General features: G+C 64.1%; 19 protein-coding genes and 1 pseudogene. 8 read left to right on the forward strand and 12 right to left on the reverse strand.

What is annotated here, in order from left to right; genetic code table 11:
- Nucleotides 1–156: 156 nt before the first annotated feature.
- From ACX0GZ_RS09415 to ACX0GZ_RS09455, 9 genes are all read right to left on the reverse strand, one after another.
- Entirely contained in the window at nt 157–1,053 is an 897-nt protein-coding gene (locus ACX0GZ_RS09415; protein ID WP_458815726.1) for an SDR family NAD(P)-dependent oxidoreductase, read from the reverse strand.
- Nucleotides 1,054–1,226: 173 nt separating this feature from the next.
- Nucleotides 1,227–1,667: a hypothetical protein gene (locus tag ACX0GZ_RS09420; RefSeq protein WP_458815728.1), complete on the reverse strand. Its 441-nt coding sequence runs from the start codon at nt 1,665–1,667 to the stop codon at nt 1,227–1,229.
- A 111-nt stretch (nt 1,668–1,778) separates the two neighbouring features.
- Nucleotides 1,779–2,468 carry a phosphate regulon transcriptional regulator PhoB gene (phoB, locus tag ACX0GZ_RS09425; protein ID WP_458815730.1) on the reverse strand — a complete coding sequence of 230 codons (690 nt, stop codon included), beginning with the start codon at nt 2,466–2,468 and terminating at the stop codon, nt 1,779–1,781.
- Nucleotides 2,469–2,474: 6 nt separating this feature from the next.
- Nucleotides 2,475–3,170 carry a phosphate signaling complex protein PhoU gene (phoU, locus tag ACX0GZ_RS09430; protein ID WP_458815732.1) on the reverse strand — a complete coding sequence of 232 codons (696 nt, stop codon included), beginning with the start codon at nt 3,168–3,170 and terminating at the stop codon, nt 2,475–2,477.
- A gap of 10 nt (nt 3,171–3,180) precedes the next feature.
- Nucleotides 3,181–3,990 (reverse strand): phosphate ABC transporter ATP-binding protein PstB, encoded by an 810-nt coding sequence (gene pstB, locus ACX0GZ_RS09435; protein ID WP_458815734.1) that lies wholly within the window; start codon nt 3,988–3,990, stop codon nt 3,181–3,183.
- A complete protein-coding gene (gene pstA, locus ACX0GZ_RS09440) occupies nt 3,990–5,291 on the reverse strand; it encodes a phosphate ABC transporter permease PstA (RefSeq protein ID WP_458815736.1) in 1,302 nt (433 codons plus the stop codon). The genes pstB and pstA overlap by 1 nt, the downstream gene beginning before the upstream one ends.
- Nucleotides 5,284–6,639 carry a phosphate ABC transporter permease subunit PstC gene (pstC, locus tag ACX0GZ_RS09445; protein ID WP_458815738.1) on the reverse strand — a complete coding sequence of 452 codons (1,356 nt, stop codon included), beginning with the start codon at nt 6,637–6,639 and terminating at the stop codon, nt 5,284–5,286. The genes pstA and pstC overlap by 8 nt, the downstream gene beginning before the upstream one ends.
- A gap of 78 nt (nt 6,640–6,717) precedes the next feature.
- Complete coding sequence (locus ACX0GZ_RS09450; RefSeq protein ID WP_458815740.1) at nt 6,718–7,761, reverse strand: substrate-binding domain-containing protein; 1,044 nt, start codon at nt 7,759–7,761, stop codon at nt 6,718–6,720.
- Nucleotides 7,762–8,027: 266 nt separating this feature from the next.
- A complete protein-coding gene (locus ACX0GZ_RS09455) occupies nt 8,028–9,248 on the reverse strand; it encodes an ATP-binding protein (RefSeq protein ID WP_458815742.1) in 1,221 nt (406 codons plus the stop codon).
- A gap of 107 nt (nt 9,249–9,355) precedes the next feature.
- On the opposite strand from ACX0GZ_RS09455, the gene ACX0GZ_RS09460 reads away from it, so the two are divergent.
- Complete coding sequence (locus tag ACX0GZ_RS09460; RefSeq protein WP_458815744.1) at nt 9,356–9,766, forward strand: hypothetical protein; 411 nt, start codon at nt 9,356–9,358, stop codon at nt 9,764–9,766.
- Here ACX0GZ_RS09460 and ACX0GZ_RS09465 read toward each other — a convergent pair.
- Nucleotides 9,763–10,116 carry a hypothetical protein gene (locus ACX0GZ_RS09465; RefSeq protein ID WP_458815746.1) on the reverse strand — a complete coding sequence of 118 codons (354 nt, stop codon included), beginning with the start codon at nt 10,114–10,116 and terminating at the stop codon, nt 9,763–9,765. The two genes, ACX0GZ_RS09460 and ACX0GZ_RS09465, sit on opposite strands and share 4 nt — an antisense overlap.
- A gap of 263 nt (nt 10,117–10,379) precedes the next feature.
- On the opposite strand from ACX0GZ_RS09465, the gene ACX0GZ_RS09470 reads away from it, so the two are divergent.
- The 7 genes from ACX0GZ_RS09470 (at nt 10,380) to glmS (ending at nt 16,506) form a co-directional block, all read left to right on the forward strand.
- Complete coding sequence (locus ACX0GZ_RS09470; protein WP_458815748.1) at nt 10,380–10,607, forward strand: hypothetical protein; 228 nt, start codon at nt 10,380–10,382, stop codon at nt 10,605–10,607.
- On the forward strand, nt 10,604–10,876 hold the full coding sequence (locus ACX0GZ_RS09475) for a hypothetical protein (RefSeq protein WP_458815750.1): 273 nt from the start codon (nt 10,604–10,606) through the stop codon (nt 10,874–10,876). Before ACX0GZ_RS09470 ends, ACX0GZ_RS09475 begins: the two co-directional genes overlap by 4 nt.
- Nucleotides 10,877–11,110: 234 nt before the next feature.
- Nucleotides 11,111–11,395, forward strand: a complete 285-nt coding sequence (locus ACX0GZ_RS09480; protein WP_458815751.1) for an HPr-rel-A system PqqD family peptide chaperone — start codon at nt 11,111–11,113, stop codon at nt 11,393–11,395.
- Nucleotides 11,392–12,255, forward strand: coding sequence for an HprK-related kinase A (locus ACX0GZ_RS09485; protein WP_458815753.1), 864 nt, complete (start codon nt 11,392–11,394; stop codon nt 12,253–12,255). Before ACX0GZ_RS09480 ends, ACX0GZ_RS09485 begins: the two co-directional genes overlap by 4 nt.
- Nucleotides 12,252–13,262: a nucleotidyltransferase domain-containing protein gene (locus ACX0GZ_RS09490; RefSeq protein ID WP_458815755.1), complete on the forward strand. Its 1,011-nt coding sequence runs from the start codon at nt 12,252–12,254 to the stop codon at nt 13,260–13,262. Before ACX0GZ_RS09485 ends, ACX0GZ_RS09490 begins: the two co-directional genes overlap by 4 nt.
- A gap of 10 nt (nt 13,263–13,272) precedes the next feature.
- Nucleotides 13,273–14,679, forward strand: coding sequence for a bifunctional UDP-N-acetylglucosamine diphosphorylase/glucosamine-1-phosphate N-acetyltransferase GlmU (glmU, locus tag ACX0GZ_RS09495; protein WP_458815757.1), 1,407 nt, complete (start codon nt 13,273–13,275; stop codon nt 14,677–14,679).
- 3 nt (nt 14,680–14,682) lie between these two features.
- On the forward strand, nt 14,683–16,506 hold the full coding sequence (glmS, locus tag ACX0GZ_RS09500; RefSeq protein ID WP_458815759.1) for a glutamine--fructose-6-phosphate transaminase (isomerizing): 1,824 nt from the start codon (nt 14,683–14,685) through the stop codon (nt 16,504–16,506).
- Between the two features lie 102 nt (nt 16,507–16,608).
- Here glmS and ACX0GZ_RS09505 read toward each other — a convergent pair whose 3' ends face one another.
- Complete coding sequence (locus ACX0GZ_RS09505) at nt 16,609–17,862, reverse strand: TnsD family Tn7-like transposition protein (RefSeq protein WP_458816187.1); 1,254 nt, start codon at nt 17,860–17,862, stop codon at nt 16,609–16,611.
- A gap of 15 nt (nt 17,863–17,877) precedes the next feature.
- Nucleotides 17,878–18,354, reverse strand: a pseudogene (locus tag ACX0GZ_RS09510) (TniQ family protein); the annotation flags it as partial.
- Between the last annotated feature and the right edge of the window lie 3 nt (nt 18,355–18,357).

Genomic DNA, 18,357 nt, shown 5'->3' on the forward strand with positions numbered 1-18,357 from the left:
TGGTATAGCAGGGGTGGTTTATATGGGCAATACACCAGGGCGTTGAGCAGCGTTGCCAGCGCATCGCGTCATTGCGAGCGGAGCGACGCAATCCAGCGCGGCACGGAAACCCCTGGATTGCTTCGCTGCGCTCGCAATGACGGCGGGTGGTGCTGCTTAACCCTGCAAATGCCCGAAGATCACCTGTGCCTGTTCGCCGCCCGATTGGGGCACGATCTCACCCGAACGGTCGGTGATCTGTTCCCAATGCGCGGCGATGCCCTCGGGTGTCAGATCGTCGCCCTGAAGCCGCACGCCTTTGGTCATCGTCACATAGCTGGCGTGGAACACGCCGGCGCCCGCGCCGACGATCGCGTTCGAGGGCGCGTCCTCCGACACCAGATAGAGCGCGGCGGGGGCGACGGCTTCGGGTTTGAACAGCGCGAAGGCGGCTTCGGGAAAGATATCCTCGGTCATCCGCGTCCCCGCGACCGGGGCGATGGTGTTGACGCGGACATTGTATTTCGCGCCTTCGAGATAGAGGGTCTTGGTCAGCCCGGCGAGGCCGAGCTTGGCCGCGCCGTAATTCGCCTGGCCGAAATTGCCGAACAGGCCGGTCGAGGATGCGGTCATCAGGATGCGGCCGTAATTCTGGTCGCGCATCGTGTCCCACACCGCCTTGGTGCAGTTCGCCGATCCGTTGAGGTGGACGTCGACGACGAATGTGAAATCCTCTGGCTCCATCTTGGCGAAGCTCTTGTCGCGCAAGACGCCGGCATTGTTGATGAGGATATGGACACTGCCGAAGCGTTCCTTGGCCTTTGCGACCATTTCGACCATCTGGGCATAGTCGGTGACGCTGCCGCCGTTCGCCATCGCTTCGCCGCCCATCGCCTCGATTTCCTCGACGACCTTGAGCGCAGCGTCCGACTGGCCGGTGCCGTCGCGCGATCCGCCCAGATCGTTGACCACGACCTTCGCCCCGCGCCGCGCGAGTTCGAGCGCATAACCGCGGCCCAGCCCGCCGCCTGCGCCGGTGACGATCGCGACGCGGTTGTCGAAACGGATGGACATGGATGTGCGCTCCCCGGTGGATGTTTGCGGGGTTACTTAATGCGAAAGGGTGGGATGTAAAAACCAAAACCGTTCGTGCTGAGCGTGTCGAAGGCTCAGCACGAACGGAGAGGTTCTAATGAAACGGGCCGCCCATCGGGACAGCCCGCTCCTTCAGGTGTGGGAATGCCCGATCAACGCCCGCCGGGGTTGCGGCACTTGTCGGTCTGGCCGCGCTTGCACACCGGATATTCGGCGAGCGGGGCGGGGGCGGGATAGGCCTGGTCGGGCGAGGGGCCGGGCTGGAAGATTACCTGCTGTCCGGCCATCGGGCTGCCCGACAGCGGCGGGGCGGAAGGCTGATAGCCGCCGGTGGGCTCGCCTGCGGGCGCATTCGCCATCGGCTGTTGCGCGGGCTGCTGCATCGGCTGCGACGCGGGTGGTGTCGTCTGCGCGGGCATCGGCGCGTCGGTGGGCGCCTGCTGCGACATGGGCGGCGGCGGTGCGGCCTGACCGGGGACGGGATTTGCGGTGGTCCCTGCCGGTTGTTCGGTCATCGTATCTTGTTCGGGCATATCCTGGGCGATTGCGGGGGCGCCCATCGCCAGCACGGCGGCCAAAGCGATCAGTTTCATGGCGTAACTCCTGGATTTCGTTACGGGGTCAACGCATATGCGCTGGCCTTCTCAACGAGCGGAGCCGCGAATCTATCCCTCATTCCCGTAACGACTGGTCGCCGCGAGCGCTCAATCCCCCGCGTCGAGGGCGTATCCGGCGGACCGCACGGTGCGGATGATGTCGCGCGTGCCGTCGATGTTGATGCCCTTTCGCAGCCGCCGGATATGCACATCGACGGTGCGCAACTCGATGTCCGAGCCATGCCCCCAGACCGCATCGAGCAGCCGTTCGCGCGAAAAGACCCAGCCGGGATGTTCGAGGAAATGCTTGAGCAGCCGGAACTCGGTGGGGCCAAGTTGCAGCGTCTTTCCGGCGCGTTTCACCTTGTGCCCGACGGTGTCCATTTCGATGTCGGCATAGCTCAGCCCTTCGCCCGCCAGTGCGGGGCGGACGCGGCGAAGCACGGCCTGAACGCGCGCGACCAGTTCGCGCGGCGAGAACGGCTTGGTGACGTAATCGTCGGCACCGGTCTCCAGACCCCGAACCCGGTCCTCTTCTTCGCCGCGCGCGGTCAGCATGATGATCGGCACGTTCGCCGTCTCGGGCGCGCGCCGCAGGCGGCGGCAGACCTCGATCCCCGACAGCCCCTCGACCATCCAGTCGAGCAGAACGATGTCGGGGGTGGCTTCCCTGGCGAGCAGCAGCGCTTCCTCGCCATCGGGGGTGTGGGTGACCGCGAATTCCTCGCGCTTAAAATGATAGGTGAGGAGTTCGGCGAGCGCCGCGTCATCCTCGACCAGCAACATCCTCGCCTGCATACTCGCTTATCCCTTCATGGGGGCGATGATATCGCCGCCGTCGCGATCGCCCAGATGTTCGCCGGTCGCGGTGTAATAGACCATCTCGGCGACGTTGGTGGCATGGTCGCCGACGCGCTCGAGATTCTTGGCGATGAACAGCATGTGCGCCGCCTGGCTGATCGAGGCGGGGTTCTCCATCATGAAGGTGACCAGCGTGCGGAAGATCGAATTGTAGAAATCATCGACGGCGCGGTCCTGTTCGCACACCCGCCGCGCGGCATCGGCATCGCGCGCGGCGAAGGCGTTGAGGACGTCGCGCACCATGTCGTTGGCCATCGTCGCCATCGACGGCAGCAGCGACAGCGGCTCGATGACGTTCCTGCCGTCGATGGCCTTGACCCGCTTGGCAATGTTCTTGGCGTAATCGCCGATGCGTTCGAGGACGCTGGCGATCTTGAGCGCGGCGACCACTTCGCGAAGATCGTCGGCCATCGGCGCGCGCAGCGCGATCAGGCGTACCGCAAGGCGCTCGACTTCGGCCTCAAGCGCATCGATGCGCTTGTCCCCCGCGACGATCGCTGCCGCCGCGTCGAGATCGTGGCGTTTCAGCGCATCCATCGCGTTGTCGATGGCTTCCTCGGCAAGTCCGCCCATCTGCGCAAGCAGGCCGCGCAACTGGCCGATATCCTCGTCGAACGCCTTTACCGTATGCTCGTTCATATATTGATCCTCAGCCGTAACGGCCCGTAATGTAATCTTTGGTCCGCTCCTGACGCGGATTGGTGAAAATCTCTGACGTGTCGCCATATTCGACCAGATGGCCGAGATGGAAGAACGCGGTCTTCTGGCTGACGCGCGCGGCCTGCTGCATGTTGTGGGTCACGATCACGATGGCGTATTTGCCGCGCAGTTCGTGGATCAGTTCCTCGATCTTGGCGGTTGCGATCGGATCGAGCGCCGAACAGGGTTCGTCCATCAGGATAACCTCTGGATCGACCGCAATGGCGCGCGCGATGCACAGCCGCTGCTGCTGGCCGCCGGACAGCGCGGTGCCGGAATCCTCTAGCCGGTCCTTTACTTCTTCCCACAGACCGGCGCGACGCAGCGACTGTTCGACGATGCGGTCGAGGTCGCCTTTCGATCCCGCCAGGCCGTGGATTCGCGGGCCGTAAGCGACGTTTTCGAAGATCGATTTCGGAAACGGATTGGGTTTCTGGAACACCATGCCGACACGGGCGCGCAACTGGACCACGTCCATGTCGGACGAATAGATGTCTTCGCCATCCAGGCTGATATCGCCTTCCACCCGCGCGATCGGGATGGTGTCGTTCATCCGGTTCAGCGTGCGCAGAAAGGTCGATTTTCCGCAGCCCGACGGACCGATGAATGCGACGACATTGTCCATGTCGACGTCGATCGACACGTCCTTGATCGCGCGCTTGTCGCCGTAGAACACGTTGACGCCGCGCGCCTGCATCTTGGGATGCGTCACCGGCTGGGGCGCTTCTGCGGCCGGCGGGTTGTGAGTCATTTCATTCATTACCAGCGGGTCTCGAAACGGTTGCGGAGGTAGATGGCGACGGCGTTCATCGCGAGCAGGAACACCAAGAGCACGATGATCGCGGCAGAGGTCTTTTCAACGAAGCCGCGGCTGACCTGATCCGACCAGAGGAAGATCTGGACCGGCAGCACGGTCGCAGGGTCGAACACCCCGCCCGGCGGGGTCGCGATGAAGGCGCGCATGCCGATCATGAGCAACGGTGCGGTTTCGCCCAGCGCGCGCGCCATGCCGATGATCGTGCCGGTCAGGATGCCAGGCAGCGCGAGCGGCAGGACGTGGTGGAACACGACCTGGATGCGGCTGGCGCCGATGCCGAGCGCGGCGTCGCGGATCGATGGCGGCACCGCCTTGATCGCGTTGCGTCCTGCAATGACGATGACCGGCATGATCATCAGCGCCAGCGTCATGCCGCCGACCAGCGGCGCGGACCGCGGCAGGTTCATGAACGACAGGAACACCGCAAGCCCGAGCAGGCCGAAGATGATCGAGGGGACGGCGGCGAGGTTGTTGATCGACACCTCGATCAAATCGGTCCAGCGGTTCTTGGGCGCATATTCTTCCAGGTAGATGGCCGAGAACACGCCGATCGGAAACGCGATCATCAGCGTGATGAGCATCGTCAGCAACGATCCCTTGAGCGCGCCCCAGATGCCGACCGCGGTCGGATCGGTCGCGTCCGAACCGGTCAGGAAATCCACGTTGAACCCGTTCGACAGCACGCCGTCCGCCTTCAACCGGGCGGCAGCCTGAGTGGCGTCCGGGTTGTTGCCGTCGCCCTTGACCGCGAGCGCGATGGCAGGCGAGGCGGGGACGTCGATCGACACGCGTTTTTGCAGGATCGACGGGTCGGACTTGATCGCCGAGCGCACCGAGGTCCACGCGCTGTCGGAGATGTAGCCCGCGCCGTCCTCGCCAAACGCGGCGATGGCGGCGACCGTCACCTGTTCCTGCAACCCCGCGCTCGCCAGCGCCAGATCGGCGCCCGCATCGTCGAGCTGGTCGGGGGTGACTTCGAGCGCGAGCGTCGGGAAATCGATCGGCAGCGCGATTTCGGCACGCTGGAACCCACCAATCCCCTGCCAGAGCATGGTGACGAGCAGGAAGGCCAGGAAGCCGGCCGATCCGACGACCGCGGCCAGACCCCAGAAGCGAAAACGCCGTTCCTTCGCATAGCGCGCACGAATGCGCTTCTGCATGACGTCGGTCTTCCAGTCGGTGGGCGCGCGCGCCGCCGGTTCCTGCGGACCGGTGGGAAGCTCGGGGACCAGGCTCTCACTCATAGGCTTCACGATATTTTTTGACGACGCGCAGCGCGACGATGTTGAGGACGAAGGTAATGATGAACAGGGTCAGGCCCAGCGCGAAGGCCGCCAGCGTCTTGGGGCTGTCGAACGCGGTTTCGCCGGTCAGCAGATCGACGATCTGTTTGGTGACGGTGGTCGCGCTTTCCATCGGGTTGAGCGAGATGGTCGCCGCGCCCGATGCCGCCATGACGACGATCATCGTCTCGCCGATCGCGCGGCTGACCGCAAGCAGGACGCCCGCGACGACGCCGGGAAGGGCAGCGGGGAGCAGCACCTTCTTGATCGTCTCCGACGTGGTGGCGCCCATCGCCAGGCTACCGTCGCGCATCGCGGTGGGGACGGCGGCGATCGAATCGTCGGCCATCGACGACACGAACGGAATGATCATGATCCCCATGACGACGCCTGCGGCGAGCGCGCTTTCGCTCGACGCATAGGTATAGCCCATCGACACCGCGAGATCTCGGATGAACGGCGCGACGGTCAGCGCGGCGAAATAGCCGTACACGACGGTGGGCACCCCTGCGAGAATTTCAAGGATCGGCTTCATCCAGGTGCGGACGGCGGGGGGCGCATATTGCGTCAGATAGATGGCGCTCATTAGTCCGAACGGTATCGCGACCAGCATGGCGATCACCGCGCCGATGAAGAAGGTGCCCCAGAACAGCGGCACCGCGCCCAACGTCTCGCCCGGATCGTCGGCGCGGATCACCTGGGGGCTCCAGTTGGTGCCGAACAGGAAATCGGTGATCGGCACCATCTGGAAAAAGCGGAAGCTCTCGAACACCAGGCTCAGAAAGATGCCGAGCGTGGTCAGGATCGCGATCAGCGAGGCGACCAGCAGCAGTATCATCACCGCGCGTTCGAACCGGGTGCGGGCGCGGAAATCGGGCTTGACGCGGGTGAAGGCGAACAGGCCGAACGCAAAGGACAGGATCAGGGCGATCCCCGTGCCCATCCAGTTGTAGCGGGAGATCGCCGCGTCATAGGCAGGCGCCAGGGCTTCGGATTCGGGATAGAAGGCACCGAAGCTGCGCCCTTCGGCGATGCTGCGCGCTTCCGCCAGGATCGTGTCGCGTTCGAAGCCGAACGCGGGCAGCTGGGCGGCGGCGGGCGACTGAAGCACCTGTTCGGTGATCAGTGACGGGCTGAGCGATCCCCACAGGACAAGGAAGATCAGCGCCGGGATCACCGCCCAGGTCGCGACATACCAGCCATGCTGGCCGGGCAGCGAATGCAGCCGCTTGGCATTGCCGGCCCGCGTGAACCGCGCGGCGCGCGCCCGCGCGGTCAGCCAGGCGATCAGGCCCAGGCCCAGGATCATGAAAAGAAGGGCGAAGATGTTCACGGGTTCGGACCGGTGCCTTTGAACGATGCGTCGGGGCAGGTGCGCAGGAGCGCGTTACTGTTCCAGATCGGCCTTTGTAATTACGGTCTGCGCATCGATGATGGCTTGCGAACGCTGGCGCGCCTCCGCACCGCTGGCGATCATGCCGCGGCGCGTCAGCGGGCCGTCATCGCCCCACGCGCTGGCATAATCGGCCAGGAATTCAGGGATGCCGGGGACCGCCTTCATGTGCTGTTTCTTGACATAGAGGAACATTGGACGCGCGCCGGGATACTGGCCGCCGGCGATGGTCTGATAGGTCGGCTCGACCCCGTCGATGACGACGCCTTTCAGGCGGCTGGCATTTTCCTCGAGATAGGAGAAACCGAACACGCCAACCGCGTTCGGGTTGGCGACCAGTTTCTGGACGATCAGATTGTCGTTCTCGCCCGAATCGACATAGACGCCGTCGTCGCGGACGCGGGTGCAGAGTTCCTCGGCGCGGTCCTTGTCGGTCTTTTCGATTTCCAGCACTTCCGGATACGCCGCTTCGCAACCCGGATGCATGATGAGTTCGGCGAGCGAATCGCGCGTGCCGCTGGTCGAGGGCGGGCCCATCACCGAAATCGGGATGGCCGGAAGCGACGGGTTGATGTCCGACCACAGCTTTGCCGTGTTGGGCTGGCCCATCGGCTGCGCGGCGAGCGCGCGATAGACTTCGGCGCGGGTCAGTCTGAATGCCGGGCCGCCGGTCGCATTGGCGAGCGCGATGCCGTCCAGCCCGACCTGGACTTCCATGATCTCGTTCACGCCGTTCTGGGCGCACAGGTCGAACTCGCTCGGCGTCATGCGGCGCGATGCGTTGGTCATGTCGGGATGCTGGGGGCCGACGCCGGCACAAAAGAAGCGGAAGCCGCCGCCGGTGCCGGTCGATTCGATCACCGGCGCCTTCAGCCCGCGGGAATTGACGAACTGTTCCGCGACTGCGGTAGTGAAGGGATAGACGGTCGAGGAGCCGACAATCTTCAATTGATCGCGCGATGCCTGGCTGCCGCCGCCGCCGCCGCAAGCGGTGAGGGTCAGCGTGGCGAGAGCGGCAAATGCCAGCGGTCGGAACATCGAAGCGATCTCCTGATCGGGGAGCGGTGGGAGTCGAAGCGTCGGAATGCGTTGTGGCATCCGACCCGGCGCTCCTCTGTTTCAATCAGGTTACGCCTTGATGACAGTGGGTCCGGGCGGGGCCAATGGACGGACCTTTGAGTGCCAAAGTACCCAAGATTGGCATCGTCATTGCGCGCGTAGCGATGCAATCCAGTGACGCGTTTGCCGCCGTGGATTGCTTCGCTACGATCGCAATGACGGAAGGAGGACGACGGTGCCCCGTCTTAACGCGCGGTCGGGTCCAGCGGCAGCAGGACCGTCACCGTGGTTCCCTTGCCCGGAATCGAATGGATATCCATCCGCCCGCGGTGCCGTTCGACGATGTGCTTGACGATCGACAGGCCGAGGCCGGTGCCGCCCAGCGCGCGGCTGCGCCCCGAATCGACGCGATAGAACCGCTCGGTCAGGCGGGGGAGATGTTCGGGCGCGATTCCTTCGCCTTCGTCGCTGACCGACAGGCGCGCCATCTGGCCGTCCCGGCTCAGGCGAATCGTCACCGGGGTTCCGGGGCGGCCGTATTTCAGCGCATTGCCGACGATGTTGTGGAGCAACTGCGACAGGCGCGGATAATCGCCCTTGACCGGCGCCAGCGGATCGAGCCGGGTGACGACCTCTCCGCCGCGCGCGCCCTGAGTCGACGCATATTCGGTGGCAAGCGCGGCGATCATCGCGCCCAGATCGACCGCCTGATCGGGCTCGCGATATTTCTCTGCCTCGATCCGCGACAGGCTCATCAGATCGTCGACCAGCCGCTGCATGCGGACGGCTTCGTCGTGCATCACCTTCAGGAAGCGCGCGCGGGTTTCGGGATCGTCGCCCGCTTCGTCGCCCAACGTCTCGATAAAGCCGAGCAGCGACGCGAGCGGGGTGCGCAGTTCGTGGCTGGCATTGGCGACGAAATCGATGCGGATCTTGTCGGTCGCGTGGGCGCCGGTCTTGTCCGACAGATGCACGATCCGCCGACCGCCGGGCAGCGCGCGCATCCGCATTTCCCAGCGCTGGTCGCGGGTGCCGAGTCCGACTAGATGGACCGAGATGTCATCCTGACCGTCGAGCGCGGTGATCAGCCGTTCGGCGGCCGCCGGGTGGCGGATGGCCAGCCGCACGTCCTCACCGATGACGTGGCCACCCAGCAATGTGCGGGCCGGCGCGTTGGCGGCCAGCACGCGGTTGTCGCCGACGATCAGCACGGGTTCGCCGATCGCCTCGATCGCGTCGGCGATGCGCGGTTCGTCGGCGGTACGGGCGGACTGCGGCGGCGCGGGGGGCGGGGCGGCTTCCTCTTCGTCGCCACGGGTGCCCGCCGCCATCAGCACCGCCGCCGCGCCGCCGACCAGCGCGATCAGCACCGAATCGACATGCGCGCCGAGCAACAGCCCCGCCGCCGAACTTACCCCCACAAGCAGCAGCGCGATGACCGCGCGCAGGCCGAACAATTGCTTCATGCGCCCTTCGTTATCGTGCGGAGCGGCGCGGCGGTAGGGGGGATGCGGCGTTGCGGTAACCACGATTTACGGTTGCTCAACCATGATCGGCGATGAACATAGGCACCATGAGCGAAATCCAGTCCGATCGAACCGAGCCGAACGGCGTCGCCCCGCAGATGGGCCGCCGCGCATTGATGCTGGGCGCGGTCAGCGCGTCGGCGGTGGTGTCGATCCGACCGGCGCTGGCGCAGACCGCCGCATCGGTGTCGACCTGCGAGATTCCGGTTCCCGATCCGGGGCGTGCGGGCAATTACATCGCCGCCGACGGCACGCTGGTCGCCCCCGGCACGCCCGGCGCGGTGCCGCCGGCCGGCCGCGTGTTCAAGGGCGAGGAAGTGCGTGCGGCGCTGAACGGCGGTACGCTGCCGGGCACCGATTACGAACGCAGCCGCGCCTATACCAACTATATCCGGCGGCTTCAGTCGGGGACGAGCGGCTTCACCTGCTACGCCTCGCTCCAGATGCCGCGCGGTTAGTTTTCGTCGGTATCTTCGTGCGGGTGCGGGTGAATCCGCTCGTGCGCGCGGGCGATCAGCGGGCGGATGCGGATGCCCAGCCACAGCATCGTCGGCCAGAACATCGTGGCCAGCACGTCATAGGGCGTGTCGTGCCAGCGCCATGACCCATAAACGATCCGGTCAGCGACTTCCTTGCAGAGTGCGGCGATCAACACCATCGTGATCGGCAGCCAACTGCCCAGCGAACGTCCGCTGATGACCCGCACGATCAGGAAAATGGCCATCCCGGCATGCAGATGCAGGATGGTGTCGGGCAGGCCGGTGCCGTCGCCGATCCAGTGGCTCCATTCCTGATAGGTTGCGCGCATCGCGCTCCGCTAGCCGAACCGCAGTGCAATCTCAAACATTTGGGCCCGGTCGTTACGGTTACTTCCTTGCTCAGCGCCGGGTTGGCGGTTCGAAGCGCTTGCGAAACGATGGGTTCGCCCCCACATTGAAAGCATCGCACCCTGACCCCGATGAGCTGGCGCGACTGAGAGATGATTTGCGCTCCCGCTCCGAAATCCGAGAAATCCGACCTGTTTCGGCATGTCGTTTTTCGCTTTTCGATCCCGTCAGGAGGAAATCTTTCATGTCGCGCGCCGTCAACGTCACCGCTACCCGCGAAGAAGTCGAAGTTCTGTCTGCCAAGCACAATGCCGCAATCAGCGCGATCGAGCCGCTACATCCCAGCGGCACGCGCGTCGTCTATATGAACGGCGACGATGCCGCGACGCTGACCAAGGCGTTCGGCAAGCGGGTCCTGACCGGCGAAGTCGTCCGTACCAGCCTGCGCCCGCGCAGCGTGTCGGGCCGTTGAGCGGGCCCGACGTTCAGAAGGCCGACCTGAGCAAACCGTTCAGGCGGCCGTTCCGCAAACCCTATACCAAGAATCTGATGCCCGCCGACGCCGTCGCGCGTCAGGGCAAGATCACCACAATCGCATGGGAAAAGATGCGCGAACCGGGCGGAGCGATTGCCTGGCTCAACGCACACGACGATGCGCTGGGCGGACGCCCGATCGACCTGGCGACTGCGAGCGTCGAGGGATTTGCCGCGGTGGAGGCGGCGATCGCGGCGCGCACCTGACCGTCAGGTCTCGGGCAAATCCCTTCGTTCTGAGCTTGCCGAATTGCCGTTCGTTCGTTTCAGGCGGGGCAGCATTTCGATACGCCGCTATCGCTATCGCGCGGCTGCCGCGTTGGTGAGCCAAGGCGCAAAGATTTGACCGGCGGCATTTCCCTGCTGCTCGGTCCGCCTAAACCACTTGCACACGCATTGACGTTAAACGGTTCGTCTACGCGTCAGCAAGGGAGTGGCGAAATGTCGGAGGGCAAGCAAAAGCGATACGCGCGCGTGCCCTTGCCGACGCTGCGGATCGTGCCGCTCGATGCCATGACGCTGATCTATCACCGGGCATCGGGGCAGACGCATGTCGTGGCGTCGCCGGTACCCGAATTGATCGAGGTGCTGGACGAAACGCCCTGCGATGTCGCGACGTTGCTCGCGCGGCTGAGCGAGCAGTTCGATCTCGGTGATCCCGATGCGGCAGCGTTGGCGGCGCGGCTCGACGAGCTGGCCGATATCGGCCTGGTCGTGCGGGCATGAGATATTCGACGCGACTGCGGATCGGACCCGTCGGGTTTCGCGTCGGATCGGACTGGCGCGCGCCGATCGAGCAACTCGACCAGCTGTACCGCGATTATCCCAGGCCCGAGGACGGCATCGCCGATTTCAACGTGCGGCTGTTCGCGGCCCGGCCGTGGCGACGGTTCGTGCGGCCTGCGGTAATGATCGGCGGCGATTATACCATTCCCGATGCGTTGCCGCTGCCGCTTCGGCTGGGGCTGCTGGCGGCGGAAATGGGGATGAATCTCCAGATGGCGCTGGCCCAGCGGCGTTACCTGCTGCTCCATGCCTCGGCGGTCGAGCGCGACGGCAAGGCGCTGGTGATGACCGGCGTGTCGGGGGCGGGAAAATCGACGCTGGCGACCTTGCTGATGGCGCGGGGCTGGCGGTTCATGGGCGATGAATTCGCGCTGCTCGATCCCGAAACCGGGCTGCTTCACGCCTTCCCCCGGCTGGTCAGCCTGAAGAACGAGAGCGTCGGCGTCGTCGAGCGGTTGATGCCCGACGCGCGGTTCGGGCCGCTGCTAACGGCCACGCCCAAGGGCGACATTCGCCACGTTGTGCCCGATGCGCGGGCGATCGCAACGATGGACGCGCCAGCGAAACCGGCGTTGATCCTGTTCCCGCGATTTGGCTTTGCCGCAGAGGATCGCCCGGTGCTGCCGAGCGAGATTTTCGTGCGGCTGACCCAGGCGTCGACCAATTACGTCGCGATGGCAGAGCGCGGGTTCGATGCGCTGACGGCGCTGGTACAACGCGTGCCGGCGCGGGCGATCGACTATCCCGATACCGATGCGGCAGTGGCGCTGGTCGAGCGGTTGTGGGGGGAGCTTGCATGAGCGGCCTCCTCCTCACCCAAGTCCTGCGCGACCCGTCGTTCGCCGAGGATCTCGATTCCGAAGGCTGGGCCGCGCTGATCGCCGCCGCGCGCGCCGAGCAGATCGTGGGCACGCTCGCGCATCGGCTCGACGGCTTGGCGATGCCCGCCAGCGCCGCGCGCATTCTCGCCGATCATCGCGCCTCCGCCGCGCAAGGCCGCACCGCCGCCTTGTGGGAAGCCGAAATGGCCCGCCGCGCGCTGGCGCCGCTTGGCGTGCCGGTGGTGCTGCTCAAGGGCACCGCCTATGTCGCCGCGGGACTGACGGCGGGGCAGGGGCGGTCGATCGGCGATCTCGATATTCTGGTGCCGCGCGACGCGATCGAGGCGGTCGAGGCGGCGTTGCTCGCGGCGGGGTGGGAATGGGTGAAGCCTGATCCCTATGACGACGCCTATTACCGGCAATGGATGCACGAATTGCCGCCGCTGATTCACCGCGAGCGGGACCGGATGATCGACGTGCATCACACGATCCTGCCGCTGACCGCGCGGATCACGCCCGATGCGGGGGCGCTGATCGCGGACAGCGTGGCGCTGGGGAATGGGCTGCGGATGCTGAACCCGGAGGACATGATCTGCCATTCGGTCGCGCATCTGTTCGCCGATGGCGATCTGGCGGGGGGATTGCGCAATTTGTGGGACATTCACTGCCTGATCGACGAGTTTGCAGTCGAGGGGTTCGAGGTGAGATTGGCGGAGCGGGCGCGGTTGCACGGGCTGGAGCGGGAGGTCGCCCGTGCTCTGCGGTTGCGTAACGCGCTCTACACCCAATCAGCACGGACGGATTTGGGCGGGCTGGATCGACTCTTCCTAGGTCGCCTGACTGCGCGCGACGGTTGGGGCCGCCAGACCCGCAAGCTGACCGAACTGGTCTTCTATCTCCGCTCGCACGGGTTGCGGATGCCGCCTGCGATGCTTGTACAGCACCTGTGGACCAAATGGCGCAAGGGCCATCGTCCGCCCGGTTGAAGTTCTGGAAATGCCTCGTCAAACATGGCAGGGCGCGGCGAACGTCCGGGAGGAAATCGTGTCCACGCGTCCAGTTGCCGCCATCATCCTTGCCGCCGGCATGGGCACGCGGATGAAATCCGATTTGCACAAGGTGCTGCACCCGGTTGCCGGGCGGCCGATGCTGCTGCATCTGGTGGATAGCGTGGCGTCTCTGTCTCCCGAACGCACCGTGGTGGTGGTGGGTGCCCGGCGCGAGCAGGTGGAGGCAGCGGTCGCCTCGCACGGCGCGCTGACCGCGCATCAGGCGGAGCAGCTCGGCACCGGTCACGCCGTCGCACAGGCAGAGGCCGCGCTGGCCGGGTTCGAAGGCGATGTGCTGATCCTGTACGGCGATGTGCCGTTGGTGTCGGCCGACACGATGCGGCGGATGCTCGACCGGTTGCACGGCGACGACGCACCCGCCGCGGTGGTGCTGGGCTTCCGTCCGGCGGAGCCCGGTGCCTATGGCCGGGTGATCGTCGATTCCGGTTCGGACCGCATCGCGCGGATGGTCGAATATAAGGACGCATCGGACGCCGAACGCGCGGAGACGCTGTGCAATTCGGGTTTGATGGCAGTCGCTTCGCGAGATTTGTTCGCGCTGCTTGGGAAAGTCGGCAACGACAATGCCGCGGGTGAATATTATCTGCCCGACATCGTCATGCTTGCGGGCGAAGCGGGTCGCCATGCTGCGGTCATCGAAACGGACGCGACCGAAGTCACCGGCGTCAACAGCCGCGGCGAACTTGCCGCGCTGGAGGGTGAATGGCAGGCGGCCCGCCGCGCCAGGGCGATGGCCGAGGGCGCAACGCTGGTCGCGCCCGATACCGTCTGGTTCGCGCACGATACGGTCGTGGGCCGCGACGTGGTGATCGAACCCAATGTCGTGTTCGGCCACGGCGTGACCATCGCCGATGGCGCGACCATTCGTGCTTTCTCCCATCTCGAAGGTGCGACCGTTGGCGCGAATGCCGAGGTCGGTCCCTATGCCCGGCTGCGTCCCGGCGCGCTGCTGGGCGAGCGCTCCAAGGTCGGCAATTTCGTCGAGGTGAAGAAGGCGGTGCTGGGCAAGGGCGCCAAGGCCAATCACCTGAGCTATATCGGCGATGCCGAGGTCGGGGCGGGCGCGAATATCGGCGCGGGCACGATCACCTGCAATTATGACGGCTTTTTCAAATACAAGACCGTGATCGGCGAGGGTGCGTTCATCGGATCGAACTCGGCACTGGTTGCGCCGGTCAATATCGGCGCAGGCGCGATTGTTGCCGCCGGATCGGTGCTGACCAAAGATGTGGAGGCCGACGCGCTCGCGCTCGTCCGTCCCGAACAGAAATCGAAGCCCGGCTGGGCAAGGCGGTTCCGCGACGCGATGACCGCGAAGAAAAAGGGTAGCTGATCCATGTGCGGAATCGTTGGTATTTTGGGGCGCGAGGACGTTGCCGATCGTCTGCTCGACGGGCTGAAGCGGCTCGAATATCGCGGCTATGATTCGGCCGGGATCGCGACGATCCATGACGGCCGGATCGAGCGCCGCCGCGCGCAGGGCAAGCTCGTGAATCTCGCGAAGAAGCTCATCGAGGAGCCGCTGCCCGGCACGATCGGCATCGCGCATACCCGTTGGGCGACGCATGGCGCGCCGACCGAGGACAATGCCCATCCGCATCAAGCGGGTCGCGTCACCGTCGTCCACAACGGAATTATCGAGAATTTCAAACCCTTGCGCGACGAACTTGTCGCCGATGGTCGGCAGTTTCACAGCCAGACCGATACCGAAGTCGTCGCCCATCTGATCGACCGCGCCTATGGCGAAACCGGCGATCCGGTCGCAGCGGTGCGCGACGTGCTGCCGCGCTTGTACGGGGCGTTCGCGCTGGCGATCCTGTTCGAGGATCACCCCGAATTGTTGATCGGCGCGCGGCTGGGATCGCCTTTGGTGGTGGGGCAGGGCGAGGGCGAGACCTATCTCGGCTCCGACGCGCTGGCGCTTGCGCCGCTCACCCAGAAGATCGCCTATCTCGACGAGGGCGACTGGGTCGTGATCCGTCCCGGCGAGACGCAGGTCTATGACGTCGAGAACAATCCCGTCGATCGCCCGATCACGCTGTCGGGCATCACGGGGGCGCTGATCGACAAGGGCAATCATCGCCATTTCATGCAGAAGGAAATCTACGAACAGCCGGTCGTCGTCGCCCAGACGCTGCGTTCGTATCTCCGTCCGCTGGAGGCGCAGGTCGCGCTCCCCGACATGGAATTCGACCTGTCCACGGTCGAGCGCGTGGTGATCGTTGCGTGCGGAACGGCGAGCTATGTCGGGATGATCGGCAAATACTGGATCGAACAATTCGCGCGGCTGCCGGTCGAGGTCGATGTCGCGTCCGAATATCGCTACCGCGACCCCGTATTGCTGCCCAACACGCTGGGCGTCGTCGTCAGCCAGTCGGGCGAGACGGCGGACACACTCGCGGCGCTGCGCCACATGAAGAATGGCGGCGTGACTACGGCGGGGATCATCAACGTGCCGACCAGTTCGATGGCGCGCGAAGTCGATCTGCTGATGCCGACCCATGCCGGCCCCGAGATCGGCGTCGCATCGACCAAGGCGTTCACCTGCCAGCTCGCGGTGATGGCGGCACTTGCGGTCAATCTCGCCCGCGCCAAGGGCAAATTGTCCGCCGAGGACGAACGCGACATCGTCGAGCATCTGACCGAGGTGCCCGCCGCGATCAACGCAGCACTTGGCCATGACGCCGATATCGAGGCGATGGCGCACACCATCGCCGCGGCGCGCGACGTGCTCTATCTGGGGCGCGGTCCCGACTATCCGCTGGCGCTGGAAGGCGCATTAAAACTGAAGGAAATCAGCTATATCCACGCGGAAGGTTACGCGTCGGGTGAAATGAAGCATGGTCCGATCGCGCTGATCGACGAGCATGTGCCGCTGATCGTCATCGCGCCATCCGGCCCGCTGTTCGACAAGACCGTGTCGAACATGCAGGAAGCGCAGGCACGCGGTGCGCAGGTCGTGCTGATCTCCGACGCGGAAGGGCTGGCGCAGGCCGGCGACGACGCGGTCGCGACGATCGAGATGCCCAAGGTCCACCCGCTGATCGCGCCGATCGTCTATGCGGTGCCGGTGCAATTGCTCGCCTATCACGTCGCGGTCGCCAAGGGCACGGACGTCGACCAACCGCGGAATCTGGCGAAAAGCGTGACGGTGGAATAGCCGGACTGATCGTCACGGAACCGATGTGTAACGAAAATAGTTAGCTTTCAGAGGAATAGTTAGCTTTGTTTTTCAGTTAGCTTTCACTTTTGGTGAAAATAGTTAACCTTCATTTTGCGTTCGGCTGGGGCTGCAGTTTGGCTTGGTCAAAAGGCGACATGCTTCGTCTCGCCAAGCCGATTGCAAACCCGCCAACTTCAAAACTCGCCAAGCTGGTGGGTAGACGTACTCCGCCTCCAATCGAGAGACTGCCCATTGGAGCCGGCGACGCTGGAATGCTTCCGTAGATTCCGCCAGCGTCGAGATTACCTTGTTGGTTTCAAATAGAACTCGCTTTCGCCGACGCACCGCCCCGTGTCGATCAAGTCGGCGTTCAATCTCTGCAATACTTACGCGAACCGGCGGGGCTTCAGAACTAATATCTTTGGCAATTTCCTGAACGGTTTTTGTCATCTCGCGATCAATGGTTTGCCAATCCCTACGAGGCCGGTTCGGCCGCCGCATTACTTGCCGACTCCGCGGCTGCCTTCGCGTCCCGCGCGCCCGTCTCGTTCGACCGCATGACCATGGCGTCGCAATCCCTAATGCCGCTGTTTCCGTAGCGACAGTTTTTGGATCAAGGCGGGTTGATCTGGCAATATCTCGCAAACTCTTCCCGTTCGATATCGCCGATACAAGGACGGGCCGTAAAAGAGGGCCGAAGTGGCGATACCTGGGTTTTCCTAGAGAGCCATTCGGCATTACGCCGCGCGTATATTCATAGCCGCAGCGGCAAGAAAAAATTCCAACGATTGATGATTTGTTTCGATAGGTTTTCAGATCGGTTACGACATCCTTGCCGAAATGAGCGGCGAGGGGATTTCGGCATTGCCATGGTCCATGGCCGTAGGGTTGATCTTCCAACTTTGCTGTGATTGTTGGCCTCGGCAGTCCTTCCAAGTACAGCGTTGTCAAAAGATGACGTAACGGTTGTTCAGCATTTCGCTGCTTCCTAAGCATCGAGCAGAGCCAGTTCGACTCCTCACCTGTGAGATCTGCCCCTTCCAAGTGTGGCAGAACAGCGCGAAATCGGGTGCGAAAACCTTCGGTCAATCGCATAACATCAACCTTCGCCTGGGACCTGAACAAACCTGCTCGGCGCGCCAGGTCACAATAGCCTTCCCGTAAATCCTCGAGACTTTTTCCAGCAGGTGGATTCGACAGCGTCTCACTGCTGATCTGCGCGATGGTCGTCAGTGTATCGTGGAGCGTGGTATTGGTTGAGGCTTCATAGGCAGCCAAACCATCGACAGGGCAGGTCATTTGGTCAGCGGGATGATACGCGCAGCGTAGCCTGTCCAATCCCAGGTCAGACATGCATAGCGGACGTCGATGCGTCGGACACACGAGAACGCCGGGTAGTTGATGGACTCGATGCCAATAATACTCCCCGTATTGCGAGAAGGCTTCCTGGTTGCAATCCACGCAATACCGTGCCGTCGGGGGGCGGATCACCGGGGAAGCGACTAGTCCCAATCGAATATGAAGGGCAGCTGCGTTTCCAGTCATAGAGGTTCGGATTGATCGCCGCACCGAATCGGAAGCAAACGCTGTGTAGTATGGCTCCAGCGTCAGGTCGGAAATCAAAGTTGCGGCATCAAGCTTCAGAGCGGGGTTCAGTCTGGAAGCTAGAGCTCCAAGCCGACACGGCAAATCCCAGGTTGCAGGGGCAAATCGGTCTCCGAACAACGCATCTGCTGCGGCTTTCGGGCTCGAGACACCTGTATGGCGGGTCCAGCGACCCAAAACACTGTACAGAAGCTCGTCCGGATATCTTTCGGGGAAATAATCGAGAGTAACCGTTGCCACGAG

The sequence above is a fragment of the Sphingomonas aestuarii genome (genome assembly GCF_054457155.1).